General features: G+C 61.7%; 16 protein-coding genes, 3 tRNA genes and 1 riboswitch. Of the genes, 9 read left to right on the forward strand and 10 right to left on the reverse strand.

The window, feature by feature from the left end; translation table 11 throughout:
* Nucleotides 1–220: 220 nt before the first annotated feature.
* The 5 genes from VOM14_RS06105 (at nt 221) to VOM14_RS06125 (ending at nt 5,180) form a co-directional block, all read left to right on the forward strand.
* Nucleotides 221–1,144 carry a YicC/YloC family endoribonuclease gene (locus VOM14_RS06105; RefSeq protein WP_327627837.1) on the forward strand — a complete coding sequence of 308 codons (924 nt, stop codon included), beginning with the start codon at nt 221–223 and terminating at the stop codon, nt 1,142–1,144.
* Nucleotides 1,145–1,159: 15 nt separating this feature from the next.
* Nucleotides 1,160–1,843 carry a guanylate kinase gene (gene gmk / locus VOM14_RS06110; protein WP_327627838.1) on the forward strand — a complete coding sequence of 228 codons (684 nt, stop codon included), beginning with the start codon at nt 1,160–1,162 and terminating at the stop codon, nt 1,841–1,843.
* A gap of 60 nt (nt 1,844–1,903) precedes the next feature.
* Nucleotides 1,904–2,107: a DNA-directed RNA polymerase subunit omega gene (gene rpoZ, locus VOM14_RS06115; RefSeq protein ID WP_006025620.1), complete on the forward strand. Its 204-nt coding sequence runs from the start codon at nt 1,904–1,906 to the stop codon at nt 2,105–2,107.
* A gap of 131 nt (nt 2,108–2,238) precedes the next feature.
* Nucleotides 2,239–4,596 (forward strand): RelA/SpoT family protein, encoded by a 2,358-nt coding sequence (locus VOM14_RS06120; protein WP_327627839.1) that lies wholly within the window; start codon nt 2,239–2,241, stop codon nt 4,594–4,596.
* Between the two features lie 92 nt (nt 4,597–4,688).
* Nucleotides 4,689–5,180, forward strand: a complete 492-nt coding sequence (locus VOM14_RS06125; RefSeq protein WP_327627840.1) for a phage protein NinX family protein — start codon at nt 4,689–4,691, stop codon at nt 5,178–5,180.
* Between the two features lie 89 nt (nt 5,181–5,269).
* Here VOM14_RS06125 and VOM14_RS06130 read toward each other — a convergent pair.
* Together VOM14_RS06130 and VOM14_RS06135 are read right to left on the reverse strand one after the other, a co-directional pair.
* Nucleotides 5,270–5,346: transfer RNA gene (locus VOM14_RS06130), tRNA-Arg, on the reverse strand.
* A 95-nt stretch (nt 5,347–5,441) separates the two neighbouring features.
* Nucleotides 5,442–5,518 (reverse strand) — tRNA-Arg (locus VOM14_RS06135).
* 120 nt (nt 5,519–5,638) lie between these two features.
* On the opposite strand from VOM14_RS06135, the gene greB reads away from it, so the two are divergent.
* Nucleotides 5,639–6,208 (forward strand): transcription elongation factor GreB, encoded by a 570-nt coding sequence (gene greB, locus VOM14_RS06140; RefSeq protein WP_327627841.1) that lies wholly within the window; start codon nt 5,639–5,641, stop codon nt 6,206–6,208.
* A 114-nt stretch (nt 6,209–6,322) separates the two neighbouring features.
* Here the strand turns inward: greB and VOM14_RS06145 are convergent, their stop codons facing one another.
* Both VOM14_RS06145 and VOM14_RS06150 read right to left on the reverse strand, forming a co-directional pair.
* Nucleotides 6,323–7,468, reverse strand: a complete 1,146-nt coding sequence (locus VOM14_RS06145; RefSeq protein WP_327627842.1) for a porin — start codon at nt 7,466–7,468, stop codon at nt 6,323–6,325.
* 384 nt (nt 7,469–7,852) lie between these two features.
* Nucleotides 7,853–8,071: a hypothetical protein gene (locus tag VOM14_RS06150; RefSeq protein ID WP_327628132.1), complete on the reverse strand. Its 219-nt coding sequence runs from the start codon at nt 8,069–8,071 to the stop codon at nt 7,853–7,855.
* Nucleotides 8,072–8,462: 391 nt separating this feature from the next.
* On the opposite strand from VOM14_RS06150, the gene VOM14_RS06155 reads away from it, so the two are divergent.
* Both VOM14_RS06155 and VOM14_RS06160 read left to right on the forward strand, forming a co-directional pair.
* Nucleotides 8,463–8,666: a cold-shock protein gene (locus VOM14_RS06155; RefSeq protein WP_327627843.1), complete on the forward strand. Its 204-nt coding sequence runs from the start codon at nt 8,463–8,465 to the stop codon at nt 8,664–8,666.
* A gap of 192 nt (nt 8,667–8,858) precedes the next feature.
* Nucleotides 8,859–10,010 carry an exonuclease domain-containing protein gene (locus VOM14_RS06160; protein ID WP_327627844.1) on the forward strand — a complete coding sequence of 384 codons (1,152 nt, stop codon included), beginning with the start codon at nt 8,859–8,861 and terminating at the stop codon, nt 10,008–10,010.
* Nucleotides 10,011–10,048: 38 nt separating this feature from the next.
* On the opposite strand, the gene VOM14_RS06165 is transcribed toward VOM14_RS06160, so the two are convergent.
* The 5 genes from VOM14_RS06165 to pepN all read right to left on the reverse strand — a co-directional run bounded on the left by VOM14_RS06165 (nt 10,049) and on the right by pepN (nt 15,929).
* Nucleotides 10,049–10,648, reverse strand: coding sequence for a chorismate mutase (locus VOM14_RS06165; RefSeq protein ID WP_327627845.1), 600 nt, complete (start codon nt 10,646–10,648; stop codon nt 10,049–10,051).
* A 289-nt stretch (nt 10,649–10,937) separates the two neighbouring features.
* On the reverse strand, nt 10,938–11,087 hold the full coding sequence (locus VOM14_RS06170; RefSeq protein WP_028200145.1) for a hypothetical protein: 150 nt from the start codon (nt 11,085–11,087) through the stop codon (nt 10,938–10,940).
* Nucleotides 11,088–11,675: 588 nt separating this feature from the next.
* Nucleotides 11,676–11,751: transfer RNA gene (locus VOM14_RS06175), tRNA-Thr, on the reverse strand.
* A 54-nt stretch (nt 11,752–11,805) separates the two neighbouring features.
* Nucleotides 11,806–12,822 (reverse strand): class 1 fructose-bisphosphatase, encoded by a 1,017-nt coding sequence (locus VOM14_RS06180; RefSeq protein ID WP_327627846.1) that lies wholly within the window; start codon nt 12,820–12,822, stop codon nt 11,806–11,808.
* 401 nt (nt 12,823–13,223) lie between these two features.
* Nucleotides 13,224–15,929, reverse strand: coding sequence for an aminopeptidase N (gene pepN / locus VOM14_RS06185; protein ID WP_327627847.1), 2,706 nt, complete (start codon nt 15,927–15,929; stop codon nt 13,224–13,226).
* Between the two features lie 246 nt (nt 15,930–16,175).
* On the opposite strand from pepN, the gene VOM14_RS06190 reads away from it, so the two are divergent.
* A complete protein-coding gene (locus tag VOM14_RS06190; protein ID WP_327627848.1) occupies nt 16,176–16,859 on the forward strand; it encodes a DUF4136 domain-containing protein in 684 nt (227 codons plus the stop codon).
* A 158-nt stretch (nt 16,860–17,017) separates the two neighbouring features.
* Here the strand turns inward: VOM14_RS06190 and VOM14_RS06195 are convergent, their stop codons facing one another.
* On the reverse strand, nt 17,018–17,590 hold the full coding sequence (locus VOM14_RS06195; protein ID WP_327627849.1) for a TMEM165/GDT1 family protein: 573 nt from the start codon (nt 17,588–17,590) through the stop codon (nt 17,018–17,020).
* Between the two features lie 11 nt (nt 17,591–17,601).
* Nucleotides 17,602–17,818, reverse strand: a riboswitch (yybP-ykoY riboswitch).
* Nucleotides 17,819–18,025 lie beyond the last annotated feature (207 nt).

Genomic DNA, 18,025 nt, shown 5'->3' on the forward strand with positions numbered 1-18,025 from the left:
GTTGGATTCGGTCAGGAAAAATGCGTAAGGGAAAGCGAGATTTTACAGCCGATCGGGGCGGCCATGCGTGGGGCGGCCAGCCGCGTCCACCATGGCTCTCCAACGGGTCTTGCCGCCAAAAATGGGATAATGCGGATTCCCCGCCTCGCGTCTCGTACACGCCGGGCGATTCGACTCTTCGGCCGGCGTCTCACGCAGGGCCACAATCGCGAGAAATACGATGATCTACAGCATGACTGGCTATGCGAGCGCGACCCGCGAACTCGTCGCGGCGTCAGGCACGGGTGGCGTGAGTGTGTCGGTGGAACTGCGCACGGTAAACTCGCGGTTTCTCGACCTCAACTTCCGCATGCCGGAAGACGTGCGCGTCTGCGAACCGACGCTGCGCGAAATGCTGATGAACAAGCTGTCGCGCGGCAAGGTGGATATCCGTATCAATCTGCAGCGCAGCGAACAGACCGCGAACGCGGGTTCGATCAATCATGACGCGCTCACGCAGCTCGCGTTGCTCGAGCGCACCGTGCTCGCCACGTTTCCGGACGCGGGGCGTTTGCGCACCGGGGAGATTCTGCGCTGGCCCGGCGTGCTCGCCGAGACGGGCGTGGCGCCGGAGGTGCTGCGCGAGGCGGTGCTCGCGTGCGGCAAGCAGGCCATCGCGGATCTGATCGACGTGCGGGCCCGCGAAGGCGCGCAACTGGCCACGATGCTGATCGCCAACGTCACCGAGATGGAAGCGATCGTCACGAAGATCACGCCGCTCGTGCCGGAACTGATCGCGAAACATCAGCAGAAGATCGTCGAACGTTTGCAGGAAGCGCTCGGCATCGCGTCGCCCGACACGGCCGCGACCATCGTGTCGCGCGAAGAGATCAACGAGCGGATTCGCCAGGAAGTGACAATGTACGGCATCCGCATCGACATCGCCGAAGAACTGTCGCGCCTCACGGCTCACCTGAACGAAACGCGTCACGTGATCCAGAAGGGCGGCAAGGTCGGCAAGCGACTCGACTTCATGATGCAGGAGCTCAATCGCGAAGCGAACACGCTCGGCTCGAAGGCGGCCGCGAAGGAACTCGCGGATTCGTCGATGACCCTGAAGCTGCTCATCGAACAGATGCGCGAGCAAGTACAGAATCTGGAATAAGGCTGGAGCATCACCATGACCGACCACCACACACGCGAAAGCGGCGCGCCGCGCAACCCATACGCCGGCGCCTATCCCGGCAACCTGTTCATGGTCGTCGCCCCCTCGGGCGCGGGCAAATCGACGCTCGTGAACGCGCTGCTCGCCGGCGACGACGCAATCCGTCTGTCGATCTCGTACACGACGCGCCCGCCGCGTCCGAAGGAACAGGACGGCGAGCACTATCACTTCACCACCGTCGACGACTTCATGGCGCGTCACGATGCGGGCGAGTTCCTGGAAAGCGCGGAAGTGCACGGCAACTACTACGGCACCTCGCGCGTTTGGATCGAGGGGCAGATGAAAAGCGGCCATGACGTGCTGCTCGAAATCGACTGGCAGGGCGCGCAGCAGGTGAAGAAACAGTTTCACAACGCGGTCGAGATTTTCATCTTGCCGCCGTCGCTCGACGCGCTCGAAGAGCGTCTGAAAAAGCGCGGCCAGGACGAACCGAATGTGATCACGCGCCGCCTTCTTGCGGCCGGTAGCGAAATGGCGCACGCGGCCGAAGCGGAGTACGTGGTGATCAACGAGAACTTCGATCGCGCGCTTGGCGAACTGCAGTGTCTCGTGGCCGCGACGCGTTCGCGCTTCGCCTCGCAATACGCACGTCATACGCAGCTTTTTGTGCAGCTCGGCATTCACCTCCCGCACCCCTGAGCGCGGTGGCGTGTCGAGCACATAAGGTAGAATAAGCAACATACTGAGAAGGAACCCAACATGGCCCGCATTACCGTCGAAGACTGCCTCAAACAGATCCCGAACCGTTTCGAACTCGCGCTTGCCGCAACCTATCGCGCGCGTCAGCTCGCGCAAGGTCACACGCCGAAGATCGAAAGCCGTGACAAGCCCACGGTCGTCGCGCTGCGCGAAATCGCGGCCGGCCAGGTCGGCGTCGAAATGCTGAAGAAGGTGCCTGTTTAAGGCTCACCGTTTCCGTTTTCGATCGGGGCTGTCACGCTGATCTGTCACACCCCGCTTGCTGCACTCGTTTCCCGTACTGATTGCATTACCCTGCAGACCGGCGTCCACCCCCAACCGCTACGGAGGCGAACATGAGTACCACCCCGCCCACCGCCACGGAAGTGGAGCACGACGCCGACTCGCCCTCGTCTGCACGCAAGTACATCGACGCTGTCCTCGAACAGTCGTTTCGCCATCTGTTCGGGCCGACCGCCACGCCGGAGCAGCCGCGCCGGCATGACGTCGTCTCCATTGCCAAGCTGACCTCCGCCTTGTCCGGCTATCTGCAGCCGGAAGAGATCAAGGAGGTCAAGGCGGCCTTCCATTTCAGCGACGAAGCCCACCTCGGCCAGTACCGGCAGAGCGGCGAGCCGTACATCACGCATCCGGTTGCCGTCGCGGAAATCTGCGCGGGCTGGAATCTCGACGCCCAGTCGATCATGGCCGCGTTGCTGCACGACGTGATGGAAGACCAGGGCGTGACCAAGGCCGAGCTCGCCGAGCGTTTCGGTGCAAAGGTCGCGGAACTGGTCGACGGTTTGTCGAAGCTCGACAAGATGGAGTTTCGCAATCGCGAGGAAGCGCAGGCGGAAAATTTCCGCAAGATGCTGCTCGCCATGGCGCGCGACGTCCGCGTGATCCTGGTGAAGCTCGCCGACCGGCTGCACAACATGCGCACGCTCGGCGCGGTGCCGCCCGAGAAGCGCCGCCGCGTGGCGCGCGAAACGCTGGACATCTACGCGCCGATCGCGCACCGGCTCGGTCTGAACAATACCTATCGCGAACTTCAGGATCTGAGCTTCGCGAACTTCAATCCGCATCGGTACGCCACGCTCGAAAAGGCTGTCAAGGCCGCGCGCGGCAACCGGCGCGAAGTGGTCGGCAAGATTCTGGAGTCGGTGCAGCGCGCCATCGCCGACGCGAAAATCGACGCCGAGGTCACCGGCCGCGAGAAAACCATCTTCAGCATCTACAAGAAGATGCGCGACAAGCAGTTGTCGTTCTCGCAGGTGCTCGACGTGTACGGCTTTCGCGTGGTGGTCGACAGCGCGCTGGAATGCTACACGTGCATCGGCGCGCTGCATGCGCTCTATAAGCCGGTGCCTGGCAAGTTCAAGGACTACATCGCGATCCCGAAGGTGAACGGCTACCAGTCGCTGCACACCACGCTCGTAGGCCCGTTTGGCGCGCCGATCGAGTTTCAGGTGCGCACGCGCAAGATGCATGAAATCGCCGAAGCGGGCGTCGCCGCGCACTGGCTTTACAAGAACGGCAGCGCCGATCTGAACGACGTGCAAAAGCGCGCGCATCAGTGGCTCAAGTCGCTGCTCGACATTCAGAGCGAAGCCGGCGATTCGAGCGAATTCCTCGAACACGTGAAGATCGATCTGTTCCCGGACGCGGTCTACGTGTTCACGCCGAAGTCGAAAATCATGGCGCTGCCGCGCGGCGCCACCGCGCTCGACTTCGCGTATTCGATCCACAGCGACCTGGGCAACCAGTGCGTCGCCGTGAAGATCAACAACGAACTGCTGCCGCTGCGCACGGAGCTGAAGAGCGGCGATATCGTCGAGGTGATCACGGCGCCGTATTCCAAGCCGAATCCGGCGTGGCTCGGGTTCGTGCGCACCGGCAAGGCGCGTTCCGCGATCCGCCATTATCTGAAGACGATGCGCCTGAACGAGTCCGTGCAGCTGGGCGAGCGCCTCGTCGATCAGGCGTTGAAGGGCTACGGCCTCGCGCTCTCGGACGTGACGCCGGAAGCATGGGAAAAGCTCGTGCAGTGGACCGGCAACAAGAACGGTCAGGAAATTTTCGCGGACATCGGTCTCGGCCGGCGCGTCGCGGCGGTCATGGCCAAGCGCATCGAAGTGCTGATGAGCGGCCGCGATGCCGACGACGACGGCTCGCGTTCCGAGTCGGGTTTGCCTCACGCGCCGCCGGTCGTCATCACCGGCACCGAGGGCATGTCGGTGCAACTGTCCGCGTGCTGTCGTCCAATTCCGGGCGACAACATCATGGGCTATATCGGCATTGGCCTCGGCATGGCCATTCATACTACCGACTGCCGCGTCGCGCAACGCATCCATCGTCGCGATCCGGGCCGCTGGATCGACGTCGCGTGGGCGCCGCAACCGGGGCGTCTGTTCGATGTCGCGGTCAAGGTGCTGGTGAAGAACACCAAGGGCGTGTTTGCCCGCGTGGCCGCAGACATTACCTCGGCGGACGCAAACATCGTGCACATCGCGATGGACGAAGACCTGTCGCAGGAATCCACAATTCTGCGCTTCGTGATCCAGGTCAGCGACCGTGTCCATCTGGCCAACGTCATGCGCCGCGTGCGTACGAATCCCGACGTGATGCGCATTGCGCGCGAACGGCCGAGCGACGAAGGGCATCACCGGCATGACGGCGGCATGCGTATCGAGCGCGAGCGGGCCGATTATTGAGCTTCGGCGCCCGCATCCGAAAAACCTCATGAGTTCTGCCGGAACGCGCCGGCCATCGGCGAGTCTGACCTGGAAACTCAGGGAGAACGCCGATGAAAGTAGCTGACCTCGAAGGCCTCGCGCTCGATTATTGGGTGGCCCGCAGCCTCCACGATTTCGTGCGCGAAATCCAGTTCACCGACAGCGGCGAGACCGTCGCGATTCGCGGTAACGACCGCGGCCGCCCGTGGGACGGCCGTTTCACCCCTTGCGCTTCATGGGACGCCGCGGCAGCGGTGCTGGAGCGCGCGCGCCGGCTCGAAGTGCTCGATCGCAGCGAAGACAGCCCGGCACATCTTGTCGCGGAGTTCGAAGGCGGCCGTGGGGCCGTGGAAGGGCGCGCGGACTCGCTGCGGGTGGCGCTATTGCGGGCTTTTGTGGAAAGCCGGTTTGGCGACAGCGTGGACGAGATGCTGCACGAACCGCAAATGTTGACCGGCGCGAAGGCGCGGCGCATCGGCGAAGCCTCCGCAGACGATGCCTATGAAGACCTGCCGAGCCCGGACGGGCACATCGGCGATATTCAGTCGCCGCCGCGCCAGTAAAAGCGTGGCGCGACAATCACTGCGTCGCCAAGGACCAGGATCGACTGGACAAAAACAAAGGGCCTTCCGATTGGAAGGCCCTTCAGAGGTGGTGCGGCTGGCAGGATTCGAACCCACGACCCCTTGGTTCGTAGCCAAGTACTCTATCCAACTGAGCTACAGCCGCACGCGAAACAGATGATGCAGTTAATGCATTAAAACTGGGTAAAACAAAACTGGGTAAAACATAAGGGCTTCCCCGGAGGGAAGCCCTCGAATAAGTGGTGCGGCTGGCAGGATTCGAACCCACGACCCCTTGGTTCGTAGCCAAGTACTCTATCCAACTGAGCTACAGCCGCACGCAGAAACGAGATTATAGCAAAGGTTTCACAAAATGGAAGGGTGTAACTGCGATTTGTCTCATTGCCATGATCGTGTACCCTAGTCAGACAGTCGTTTGCTGCAGCTTATGGATCATCATGAATAAGGCCTTTGTCAAAGAGTCGAGTGAAGAAAACGACGACGACCTCGACGTCGCCCAGCCGGACATCCCCGCGGGTACCAAGAATTACATCACGCCAGCGGGATACCGCCGCATGCGTGACGAACTGCTGCATCTCATCGATGTCGAGCGGCCGGAGGTCGTCAAGCTCGTGTCATGGGCGGCGTCGAATGGCGACCGCTCGGAAAACGGCGACTACATTTACGGCAAGCGCCGCCTGCGCGAAATCGACCGGCGCATCCGCTTTCTGACCAAACGTCTGGACCTCGCGGAAGTCGTCGACAGTAGCAAGCAGGAGAACGTCGATCAGGTGTTTTTCGGCGCGACCGTCAACTATGCAACGGAAGACGGCGACGAGCACAACGTGACGATTGTCGGCATCGACGAGGTCGATCTGGACATCGGACACGTGAGCTGGATTTCGCCCATCGCGCGGGCGTTGCTCAAGGCGAAGATCGGCGATACGGTCACGCTGTTCACGCCGGCTGGACCGCAGCCCATCGACATACTCGACGTCAAATATCCACCTCCCGACAGCGGAGGCTAGCGGCGCGCGAGTTCGCCGGCGTCTCGGCCAAGCAAAAAGCCACGCGCTGCCGACGGGCAATAGAAAAAGGCGCCGCGAACGGCGCCTTCCTTGCGATGAGTCCTGCGCGCTGCTTTAGAAGCGGTGACGCAGACCCGCCGTGACAGCAACCTGCTTGTTGTTGCTCGAAGCCGCCAGACCATTGATGTCGGCGCCCACGATCGCGTTCTGGTTGACTTGCTGATATTCGCCCTGCAGGTAGACGTCCGTGCGCTTGGACAGTGCGTACGCGGTTTGCAGATTGAACTGGTTCCAGTGCGGACGCGTGCCGGCCAGGCTGCCGCGCGTGTACGTGTACGAACCGGCGATGCTGACGGCCGGCGTCAGAGCGTAGCGAGCATTGGCTTCGAAGTTCTGGAAGTGCGCGCTGTTGCTCGGGAAGCCGATGCCGTTCGATTGGCCCGATGCGCCCGCACCGATGCCCGCGAGGCCTTGCAGGTTCGTTTGCGAGTACACGAGACCGACAGTTGCCGGGCCAAACGCGTAGTTGGCGCCTGCGCCCCACGTTTGCTGGCGGCGAGCGAAGAAGGTGTTGTCGCTCGACACCGCGCCGCCCGAGTTGAACGCTGCAGCCGCGCCGGTCGCGCCGTTGCTGTTCAGTTGCAGGTAGGCCGCGCCGACGTTCAGGCCGCCCCAGTTGTACGACGCGCCGGCGCTGTAAGCGCGGTTGTTGGCGAAGCCGTCAGCCTGATTCGAGAAACCGTACATGCCGCCGAACTTGAAGCCGCCGTAGTTCGCGCTCGTGTACTTGACCGAGTTGTTGACGCGGAACGAGTTGTTCAGGTTGTCGTTGTCGAACGGATGGGCGAATTGCGTGCCGCCGTACTGCGTGCCCGTCAGCGCGAGCGGGCCGACGAAGTCGACCATGCTGTCGTATTGACGGCCGAGGGTGACGGAGCCGAACTGTTCGCTGGCCAGACCGACGAATGCCTGACGGCCGAACTCGCGGCTGCCTTGCTTCATCGAGCCATCATTGATGCCGAAGCCGTTTTCCAACGTGAAGATTGCCTTGAGACCGCCGCCCAGGTCCTCAGAACCGCGCAAGCCCCAACGGCTGCCGTTCACCGAGCCGCTCGTCTGTTGCCAGTTGCTATGGCCGTGCTGATTGTTGGTGTAGGTGATGCCGGCGTCGATCAGGCCGTACAGGGTGACGCTGCTTTGAGCGTGCGCCGCGGTTGCGAATACGCCGGTGAGGGCCGCGACCATAAGTGTCTTTTTCATCTTGTTACTCCGAGAGCAAGAGTGGGCAGTGAATCCAGCTTCGGGAACCCTTCACGCGGGCGCTGCGAGAGGCGTAATCCGTGTGAAGTGCGCGGCTGAAACAGTGCGCTGGTTTCCGGTTACGCAGAGTGTAGAGATGTGCTTTAGCCAGTGGACGTTTCGATTTGTGCAATAAAGTATTACGTCAGCGGAAACGATATGCGAATTCTGCTCAAGCCCCGTGGCATAAGGGTTTGAGGGTGTGCCAGAAAGGCGCGCAATGATTTCAGGAGAGCCGCGTTGTTAAATTGCGACGTATTTATCGATGTAAAAAAACAACAGGCCGCAATCGTGTCCCTTATTATTGTTATTGCTGCAACAGACGATTGTTATTTGTGTGAATAATCAAATTGCAATCAGGCGGCTATACTGGAAGTTCTGCTTTTCGAAGCAGACTTTTTCGTTGACGAAAAAGATCTCCAAACCTTTGTCGGCGCGACTTCCCAGTCGCGCTTTTTTTTGCCCGCGATTTCGCGATAGCGTGAAGGGAGCGATTAACGTGCTGGCGCCGTAGGGTCCGCATTCGACCATTCGATGGCACGTTGGTGCGTTCCAGTCTTCCATGACATAGCGGCGCGCGTCCTTGGGCGACGACAGCAGGTTTTGCCGATGGTCCCCGTGCCAAACCGGATCGAATTCCAGCGCATAGGGCGAGGAAATATTGCTGATCGTTCGATTTTTCCCTGAATATCAGTAATTAAGACGGATAAGGGGGCGGCAATATCGTCTTCCTTTTTCGTTTTCATGCAGAAATTACTTGTTTAAAGCACGGTTTATAGAAGACATAAAATTCACTTGACGATGATCTCGGCTCCCCGTCTAACGGCAACACCGAAGTTCAGTGGCCGTTCTCGCTGCGCAGTCGGGCTTGAATATCTCTGTGGATAAAGCCGCAATGAATTCAGGTATTGAGGGCAATGCCCGATTTTGATAAATCGTCGAAGGAAAACTGGAAATGGAAACAGGTATCGTCAAATGGTTTAACGATGCTAAGGGTTTTGGCTTCATTACGTCGGATTCGGGTGGCGACGATCTCTTTGCGCACCTCTCGGAGATCCGTGCGGAAGGCTTCAAATCGCTGAAGGAAAATCAGCGCGTCTCCTTCGACATCAAGGCAGGTCCGAAGGGCAAGCAAGCGGCGAACATCCAGTCGTTGTGAGCCTTCAGGAACCGAGGCGCCGCGCAAGGCACCCGGCTACGAAAAGCCCTCGCGTATGTCGCGGGGCTTTTTTAATTTCCGCCAGATAATCCCGACACGCGCCCCGATGCGCCCGTCGACATGCTCGTCGGCTCAAACGGCCAATAACTAGTGCATACTTGCCGCAAAGCCACGCGTCCAAGCATCCCTTTCATGTCTGAACAGTTTCTAGCCGAACCGGCCCTGCAAGATCCAATCGTCTTCGTCGACCTTGAAACCACCGGCGGTTCGACCACCGAGCACCGCATTACCGAAGTGGGTGTCGTCGAAATCGGGCCGGCCGGCGTCACGCGCTGGAGCAGCCTCGTCGATCCCCAGCAACCGATCCCGTCGTTCATCCAGCAGCTCACCGGCATCACCAACGCAATGGTGCGCGGAGCGCCAACGTTCGACGTCATCGCGCCCGAACTGTTCAAGCGGCTCAATGGCAAACTATTCGTCGCGCATAACGTCAGCTTCGATCGCGGTTTTCTGCGCGGAGAATTCCGGCGCGCGGGGTTCGCATTCGACCCGGACGTGCTGTGTACGGTGCGCCTGTCGCGCGCGTTGTTTCCATCCGAGAAGCGTCACGGGCTCGATGCGCTGGTCGAGCGTCATGCGCTCGTGCCGTCCGACCGTCACCGCGCGCTCGCCGACGCCGACCTGATCTGGCAGTTCTGGCAGCGTCTGCACGGCCTCGTGCCGCTCGACGTTTTGCGCGCGCAGATCGACCGCACCACGCGGCGTTACCGGCTGGCGGGCGACATCACCGAGGATCTGCTCGATACCGCGCCTGCCGGATGCGGCGTCTACGCGTTTTATGGAGAGGGCGATCTGCCGTTGTATGTCGGGCGCAGCGTGCGCGTCCGTCAGAGACTTCGTGCGCATCTGACAGGTGAGCGGCGTTCGTCGAAAGATATTCGGCTCGCTCAGCAGGTAAGACGTGTCGAGTGGCGCGCGACGGGTGGCGAACTGGGCGCGATGCTCGCCGAGGCGCAGTGGATCGCGACGCTTCGACCGGGGCACAACCGCGTGCCGCGCGTCGCGAAGAGCGATCCGGCGGACGCACCGTGGCCGTTCCAGGGCCCGGTGGTTTTCGAAGAGCGTGAAGAGGCCTCAGCGGCGCGCGCGTTTCATGTGGTCGACCGTTGGTGCTACATCGGCCATGCGCCTTCGTTGGCGCAAGCGGCGGAATTGCACGCATCGAACCTGACGCGCGCATTTGAACTGTCGACGTACCGTATTCTGCAAAGCCACCTTGCGCGCGGTTTGCGGGTGATGCCGCTCAGCGTGTCGAGCGTCGTGCCCGTTGCAGGCGTGGTCTGACGACGCGCGGGTTGCGGGTCTCCCGCTCAACTCGTCTTTTAGCCGGTTGCGCCGACGCCGCCGGTTTCGCACACATGGCCGAGCGCGCGAGTCAGCGCGCTTGAGCGCGTCGAATCGTAGCGTGTCATCGACTTCCAGTTAGCCAGCGACTGTGCCACGCGCGACGGGCAATCCGGCGCGCCGCGCATCGGCTGAACGCGGGCAAGACCGGCAATGAGCGATTTCGTCAGGCGATCCAGTTGCGGCCTAGTGCTGGTTGCGAGGTCGGGCGCCGGCTCCTTCGGCGCCTGAGTGGCGCGCCAGTTCGCGAACAGCGCGTTCTGGACGTCTTTACTGGCGTCGATCTGATCCTGAAAGAAGGCGTGCGCGAACGCAGGGTCCACATTGGCCGTTGCCGCGCGTTTCTCGACATCGGCGAGCAGCGCTTTTTCGCGCGGCGTGTCTGTAATCGCCTGATGATTTGCCCACTTCCAGCGTGCAACGGGCTCCGCGAGTGCGAGGCGCTGTGAGGCGAGCGCGATGAGGTTGGTCAGCGCAGTGTCGTCGCCGTCGGCGAGGGCAGGGGTGGGCGCGAATGCGGAAGTGACGAGCAGCAACACGAGCGCGCACGGCGCGCCAAAACGGAACGAACGATTCATGGATTAGGCGTTGGCCGGGCGGCCGCAAAAGAAAACCAGAAGAATAGACGATGCGTCTTCACTCTGGCGTTCTCTTCTCGCCGCCTCGCGGGCCATGGTTGCCTGTAGCGGCGAGGCGACCGTGGACGCGCGCGCCTCGTCACCCGATGCGTTTTATGCGCGCGCGCACGCTAGATCGTCCGGTCCGTCCGGTTGAAGAATGCGCGCTGAAGAAGTTGCGGAGCGCGCGCCACGTCACCTCGTGCGACACGCACAAGGAACGCTAACGCACTGCGCCACTGCACAACCGTTACTTCGAGTCGCACGACTTGCGTTGTTCGTCGAAAAAGGCGCGCACATGCTCAGGCAGTTCGGCCCCCAGGAATTCGACACCTGCAGGTTCCGGATCCGGGCTAAAAACTTTATCCGGGGTCGGAATCTTCGGCGGTTTGGCATCCATGATCTTTCTCCTTTACAAACTGATTATCGGCCTCGTTCCCCGTTTTGCACCAGTGTCCGAACCGCATTCCTGCGTCTTTGTTGCTTTAACGGCACAGCGCACCATTCCAACAGAGTCTTTGATTAAATTTATAGATTCCTTCGAGTTCGTGTTCTGCGGTCCTGCGTACAGTTCGCGCGTTTATTCTTCGGTTTATTGGCTGTAACGCTTGTGGCACGGGCCTCTCGCACAATGCGTCGGAGGTTTTCTGCCGAACCGGCGCTGATTCGTTTCGAGTATTCCCATTCACATCCGATTTGTGCGATGCCGCATCGGAATCATTTTCCCCGGTTAAAGGCGAACGTTCGTTTGTTACCGATCAGCCATTTTCCATGGATTAACCCTATTACTTGGGTAAACGACCGACGGCCAGCGCCGTTGACGGCGAGCGACACTTTTTAAAGTGGGGAAAGGAGCGTAGTCGGTTTATGCCAAAACCTCGTCGGCCCATGACAAATCCGGCAGGCACGCGGACCACGGGCAGCACATTGCGGCGATGAAAAACAAAAAGCCCAGTCGCGAGGACTGGGCTTTTTGCTTGAATCTTGATGGTGCCGGAAAGAGGAATCGAACCCCCGACCTTCGCATTACGAATGCGCTGCTCTACCGTCTGAGCTATTCCGGCATCAGGAGAAACGAGATTATAGGGACTTCTTTATTGGCTTGGCAAGCCCTTGGATCACTTTTTTGTTTCGAGATGGTAGCGGGTCACCCGGTCGACCTCGTTCTTCGAGCCGAGGAACACGGCCACACGCTCGTGCAGCGCCTTCGGCTGAACGTCGAGAATGCGTTTTTCGCCGTTGGTTGCCGCGCCGCCGGCCTGTTCGACAATAAATGCCATCGGGTTCGCCTCGTACATCAGACGCAGTTTTCCGGGCTTCTCAGGCGTGCGCTTATCGGCCGGATACATGAAGATGCCGCCGCGATTCAGAATGCGGTGCACGTCCGCGACCATCGAAGCGATCCATCGCATGTTGAAGTCGCTCTGACGCGGGCCTTCCTTGCCTTGCTTGAGTTCGCCAACGTATTGCTGGACCGGCGCATACCAGTGACGCTCGTTCGACGCATTGATCGCATACTCGCGCGTCTCGACCGGAATGCGCATGTCGCTTTGCGTGAGCACCCACGAACCGAGTTCGCGGTCGAGCGTGAAGCAGTTCACGCCGTTGCCGGTGGTGAGCACCAGCACGGTTTGCGGCCCATACACCGCATAGCCCGCCGCGACCTGCTGCGTGCCGGGTTGCAGAAACGACTGTTCGGTGGGCTGCTGGCCGTCCGGGCAGCGCAGTACCGAAAAGATCGTGCCGATCGACACGTTCACGTCGATGTTCGACGAGCCGTCGAGCGGATCGAACACCAGCAGATACTCGCCCTTCGGATAGTTGGCGGGAATCGGGAAGAACTGTTCCATTTCCTCGGACGCCATGCCCGCGAGGTTGCCGCCCCATTCGTTTGCTTCGAGCAGGATCTCGTTGGACAGAATGTCGAGCTTCTTCTGCACTTCGCCCTGAACGTTCTCGCTGCCTGCCGTGCCGAGCGCATCGCCCAGCGCGCCCTTGCTGACGTGATAGCTGATCGCCTTGCACGCGCGCGCGACAACTTCGATCAACAGGCGCAGATCGGCCGGCAGGTTATTGGTTTCCCGCTGCTGCTCGATCAGGTATTTCGTGAGAGTGGTACGACGTTGCAAGGACATTGCTGTACTCCAGAGGCTTGAGGAATATCTCGATTTTAACCGCTCGGTGTGTCGGCTCCGTGCTTTTAGCAACTGGACGGACATCGAAACGGCGCGTGGTGTAGTGGCGAACAAAAGCAATGAGCAGTGCGCTCAGGCTCTACGCCGGCGTGTGCCTGCGCGCGGCGCTGCCGCTCACGCGCGCGGCGCTGCCGCTCACGCACGCGGCGAGCGCCGCGGCCCATGCATGTTCCGCCGATACCTTAGGCAATTTCGGACGATCTGCCTTAGGCACGGTTCGAGCTGCTCGCCCGCCGCTGCCGTGGCGGTGCGCGGATCGTCGGCGATTGGCAGATTGGAAATCAGTAAAAAGCCGGCAACACGTGCCGGCTCTTCCCAGTGCAAAGCGGTTCAGGCGCGCGTCACGCGAGCGCCTTCTCGACGATTTCGCGCACGTCGCGCGATTTCACCTGTGAGGCCACTTTCTCCAGCGCCGCGCGCATGCCTTCGCGCAACGTTGGCGTGAAGCGGCGCCACAGTTCGAGCGAGCGGGCGAGGCGGGCGGCCACTTGCGGATTGATGGCGTCGAGCGCGATCACCTGATCGGCCCAGAACGCATAGCCCGAGCCATCTTCGGCGTGAAACTGCGCAGGGTTCGCCGCGCAGAAGCTGAAAATGAGCGAGCGCGCGCGGTTCGGATTTTTCAGATTGAACGCCGGATGCGTCATCAGCTTGCGTACGATTTCGATTACCGGACGCTGCGCGCTGCCACGCTGCGTGGCCTGCAACGCAAACCACTTGTCGATCACGAGCGGCTCCTTCTCGAAGCGCCGATAAAAATCGTCGAGCGCGTCTTGCGCCGCGCCGCTGCCGCCCGCGGCCGCCGACGCGTTGAGCAGCGCCGAGAGCGCCGCCGCACGGTCGGTCATGTTGTTCGCGGCATCGTATTGCGCGGACGCGAGACGCACGGTGTCGGCCGGATCGTCGAGTTCGGTGAGATACGAGAGCGCCAGATTCTTCAGCGCGCGGTGGCCGGCCGCCTTCGGCGTGGCTTCATACGCGCCCGGCGTGCGGTGCTGCTCGTAAATCTTCAGCCACTCGTTTTTGAGCGCGTTGGCAAGACGCTTGCGCACGAATTGCCGCGCCGCATGCACGGCCGCCGGATTCGACTCGGCCATCTGCTCGGCCAAGTACGCTTCGGACGGCAGCATCAACGCGAGTTCGCGGAACGCCGGCGAGAGAGATTCGTCCGTCAGCACGCGCGCGAACGCGGCGACCACCGAGTCGTCCAGTTGCAGCCCGTCGCCCGTCGCGGCGCGTCCGGCGAGCGTCAGCAATTCGCGCGTGGCGAGCCGCTGGCCGGCTTCCCAGCGGTTGAACGGATCGCTGTCGTGCGCGAGCAGGAAAGCCAGTTGATCCGCCGAGTAATCGTATTCGACGATCACCGGCGCCGAGAAATTGCGCAGCAGCGAAGGCAGCGGTTCCTGCTGCACATTGACGAACGTGAAGGTCTGTTCGGTCTGGGTAAGTTCGAGCACGCGCGTGGTGGAATCCGACGCCTTCGCCTCGTTTTCCAGTTGCAGCGGCAGATCGTTGCCGTCCTTGCCGATCAGCCCGATCGCGAACGGAATCAGCAGCGGTCCCTTTTGCGTGTCGCGCGCGGCTGGCGCGGCCTCGCCGTAACCTTGCGCGAGCGTCACGCTATAGCGCTGCTGTGCTGCGTCGTAACGAGTGCGCACGGACACACGCGGCGTGCCCGCCTGGCTATACCAGCGCTCGAATTGCGCGAGATCGCGGCCGTTCGCGTCGGCGAGCGCGTGACGGAAATCGTCGCAGGTCACGGCCTGGCCGTCGTGGCGCTTGAAGTACAGGTCCATGCCCTTGCGAAAACCTTCGCGGCCGAACAGCGTTTGATACATCCGCACGACTTCGGAGCCCTTCTCGTAGACCGTCATCGTGTAGAAGTTGTTGATCTCGACGTAGCTTTCCGGGCGCACCGGGTGAGCCATCGGGCCGGCGTCTTCGGCGAACTGCATCTGGCGCAGCACGCGTACGTCTTCGATGCGCTTCGTGGCGCGCGCGGCTTCGTCGTTGCCGTTGGTCTGGCCGCCCGCCATGTCGGCGGAAAACTCCTGATCGCGAAATACCGTCAGACCTTCTTTCAGGCTCAGCTGGAACCAGTCGCGGCACGTCACGCGGTTGCCGGTCCAGTTGTGAAAATACTCGTGCCCGACCACGGCCTCGATGTTCGCGAAGTCGGTGTCGGTCGCGGTTTCGGGGTTCGCCAGCACGTACTTCGTGTTGAAGATGTTGAGCCCCTTGTTCTCCATCGCACCCATGTTGAAGTCGCTCACGGCGACAATCATGAAGCGGTCCAGATCGAGTTCGAGCCCGAAGCGCGTCTCGTCCCAGCGGATCGAGTTGATCAGCGAATCCATGGCGTGACGGGTCTTGTCCAGATCTTGCGGCTCGACCCAGACTTGCAGCAGTTTCTCTTTGCCCGTGCTGGTCTTCACCCGCTCTTCGAGCGCGACCAGCTTGCCGGCGACGAGCGCGAACAGATAGCTCGGCTTCCGGAACGGATCTTCCCAGCGCGCGAAATGGCGGCCGTCGGACAGATCGCCTTCCTCGAGCAGATTGCCGTTCGAAAGCAGCACCGGGTAGTCGGCCTTGTTGGCGCGCAGCGTGACGGTGTAGGTCGCCATCACGTCCGGACGGTCGAGGAAATAGGTGATGCGGCGAAAGCCCTCGGCCTCGCACTGCGTGAAGAAGTTTCCGCTCGACACGTACAGGCCCGAGAGCGTGGTGTTCGCAGCCGGATTGCAGATGCTCGTGAGCGTGAGTTCGAAGTGATCCGGCACGTTATCGAGCAGCAGGCCGTGCTCGTGCGGGTGCGCGTTGCCGAACGGCTGGCCGTCGATCGCGGCGCTGACGAACTCCAGTTGTTCGCCCATCAGCTCCAGGTGCGCGGCGCGCGACGCATCCGGATTGCGGCGCACGCGCATGGTGTTCTTGACGAGCGTGCGTTCGGGAAGCAGATCGAACTCGAGCGCGACGGTGTCGATCAGAAAAGCGGGCGGCGCGTAATCGGCGCGGCGGATCACATTGGGCGTTGCGGTATCGGCCATGGCGTTCTGTAGTGGTGGTACTCGAGCGGCCAGCGCACCAGGGCACGCGAGCCGGGCTTGTCGAGCCATTGTACAAAGCCTCGGCGAATCGTGCGGACCGACCTTTTACGGGGTGGCGAGGCCCGCGTATGAGCGGGCGCCCGTGCAAAAGAGCCCGGCACGGCGCTGGACCGCAACGCCGCGACAGGGCTGACGGTCTGCGTACAATACAAATACGAGCAGGACCAACGCTTCACGAGGCAGACCATGAAAACGAACCGATGGACACGCCGCGCCATGCTGTTGCTTGCGGCGCTGACCATGCTGCTGTCCGGTTGCACGACTTACGTGAGCACGCAGGTCACCGCGTTCTCCGACTGGAGCGGCAGCGACGCGACCCGCACCTACGCATTCACGCGCGAGCCCGATCAGCGGAGCAATCTGGAACTCACCACGTACGAACGCATTGTCGCGAACGAACTCGCCACGCATGCGTTTCGCCAGGTCGACAAAGCGGAGGCGCGCTATCTGGTCGGTCTCTCGTACGGCATTCGCTCGGACATGGTGACGGTCGCCGAGCCGGTCTACTACAACCCGTGGCCGGCGCCTTACTGGGGCTGGGGCCGTCCGTTCGATCCGTGGGGGCCGTGGGGTCCGTTTCCGGCTGGCTATGTGAACCAGAGCTATCCGATCTTCACGCATCTGCTCGGCGTGCGGATCGTCGAGCGCGCGAGCGGCAAGGAGGTCTACAACGTGACGGCGCGCAACTCGGGTGGCGAGTCGTCGCTGGTTCGGGCCATGCCGTATCTGGCGCGCAGCGCGCTCGCCGATTTTCCGCTTGGCAATGGCGTCGTGCGTACGGTCAAGATTCCGCTCGGCAAGAACGCGGGCGCGTCCAACGAAACCGCCGTTCCCGCCGCTGCGGCGTCGGGCGCGAAGGCGTCTCAGTAGCGGAAGCAGCAGAAGCGGCAGAAGCAGCAGAAGCGGCAGAAGCAGCAGAAGCGGCAGAAGCGGCAGAAGCGGCAGAAGCGGCAGAAGCGGCAGAAGCGGCAGAAGCGGCAGAAGCGGCAGAAGCGCGGCGGTCAGCGCTCCGCTTATCAGCACCGCGCTTAAACGCCCACGCCGAACAGCGCCATTGTCCCGAGCACCACGAACAGCACCGCGGCAATGCCGTGCACGAGCCCGGTCGGCAGACGGTGCGCGAAGCGGTCGCCGAGCAGGATCGCCGGCACGTTGGCGATCATCATGCCGAGCGTGGTGCCGGCCACCACGCCGAAGAAATCGTGAAAGCGCGCGGCCAGCGCGACGGTTGCGATCTGCGTCTTGTCGCCCATTTCCGCGAGAAAGAACGTCACCACGGTGGCGCCGAACACGCCGAAGTGCGTGCGATTGGTATTGGCTTCTTCGTCGCCGAGTTTGTCCGGCACGAGAATCCACAAGCCCATTCCGACGAAGGAAATAGCCAGCGCCCAGCGCATGATGGTCGGTGTGAGCAGCGAGCCGAGCCATGCGCCGAGCGCGCCCGCGCACGCATGGTTGACGAGCGTGGCCGCCAGCACGCCGAGAATGATCGGCAGCGGCTTGCGATAACGGGCGGCCAGGACGAGCGAAAGAAGTTGCGTCTTGTCGCCGATCTCGGCGAGCGCGACCGCTCCGGTCGAAATGAGAAAAGCGTGGTTCACGTTATTTTGATTCCTCGGGCCGAGATATGAACGAGCGACGACCCACGACACGCCGGGCCCAATTGCGACGGGGTGTGGGTCATCGGTCTCGCCAGGCCAGAGGCTGCGGCTGCCATGGCCGTAACGGCCAAGTCTGTTGACAGGCGCCCCCGCGAACGCACGTTCCCGAGCCCGGGCTGATTGCCGGGCGGACGTGCCGCGGGGCGGCTACTCCCCAATGAGCGGCGGATTATAGCAGGCGTCGGCGCGGCTCACGCGCGAATGAGGCGGGGCGCTCGAATTCGCCTGAATTTCCGTCCGCATGCGACTCGACCGCAATATCGATTGTGTTGAACTGCAACAACGTACGCAGAAAGTTAAATGAAAGTATTGCGGAGATTTTCCGCGCAAAATCCGGCTATCCGCATTTCCCGCCAGCGCCGCCGAAACCTCCGG

This window comes from Paraburkholderia sp. MPAMCS5, from assembly GCF_036016995.1.
Classification (GTDB): domain Bacteria; phylum Pseudomonadota; class Gammaproteobacteria; order Burkholderiales; family Burkholderiaceae; genus Paraburkholderia.

Bases quoted from the DNA above. Each gene is read 5' to 3' on its own strand.
- VOM14_RS06105 (WP_327627837.1), top strand. From the start codon at position 221: ATGATCTACAGCATGACTGGCTATGCGAGCGCGACCCGCGAACTCGTC.
- gmk (WP_327627838.1), top strand. From the start codon at position 1,160: ATGACCGACCACCACACACGCGAAAGCGGCGCGCCGCGCAACCCATAC.
- rpoZ (WP_006025620.1), top strand. From the start codon at position 1,904: ATGGCCCGCATTACCGTCGAAGACTGCCTCAAACAGATCCCGAACCGT.
- VOM14_RS06120 (WP_327627839.1), top strand. From the start codon at position 2,239: ATGAGTACCACCCCGCCCACCGCCACGGAAGTGGAGCACGACGCCGAC.
- VOM14_RS06125 (WP_327627840.1), top strand. From the start codon at position 4,689: ATGAAAGTAGCTGACCTCGAAGGCCTCGCGCTCGATTATTGGGTGGCC.
- greB (WP_327627841.1), top strand. From the start codon at position 5,639: ATGAATAAGGCCTTTGTCAAAGAGTCGAGTGAAGAAAACGACGACGAC.
- VOM14_RS06145 (WP_327627842.1), bottom strand. From the start codon at position 7,468: ATGAAAAAGACACTTATGGTCGCGGCCCTCACCGGCGTATTCGCAACC.
- VOM14_RS06150 (WP_327628132.1), bottom strand. From the start codon at position 8,071: ATGGAAGACTGGAACGCACCAACGTGCCATCGAATGGTCGAATGCGGA.
- VOM14_RS06155 (WP_327627843.1), top strand. From the start codon at position 8,463: ATGGAAACAGGTATCGTCAAATGGTTTAACGATGCTAAGGGTTTTGGC.
- VOM14_RS06160 (WP_327627844.1), top strand. From the start codon at position 8,859: ATGTCTGAACAGTTTCTAGCCGAACCGGCCCTGCAAGATCCAATCGTC.
- VOM14_RS06165 (WP_327627845.1), bottom strand. From the start codon at position 10,648: ATGAATCGTTCGTTCCGTTTTGGCGCGCCGTGCGCGCTCGTGTTGCTG.
- VOM14_RS06170 (WP_028200145.1), bottom strand. From the start codon at position 11,087: ATGGATGCCAAACCGCCGAAGATTCCGACCCCGGATAAAGTTTTTAGC.
- VOM14_RS06180 (WP_327627846.1), bottom strand. From the start codon at position 12,822: ATGTCCTTGCAACGTCGTACCACTCTCACGAAATACCTGATCGAGCAG.
- pepN (WP_327627847.1), bottom strand. From the start codon at position 15,929: ATGGCCGATACCGCAACGCCCAATGTGATCCGCCGCGCCGATTACGCG.
- VOM14_RS06190 (WP_327627848.1), top strand. From the start codon at position 16,176: ATGAAAACGAACCGATGGACACGCCGCGCCATGCTGTTGCTTGCGGCG.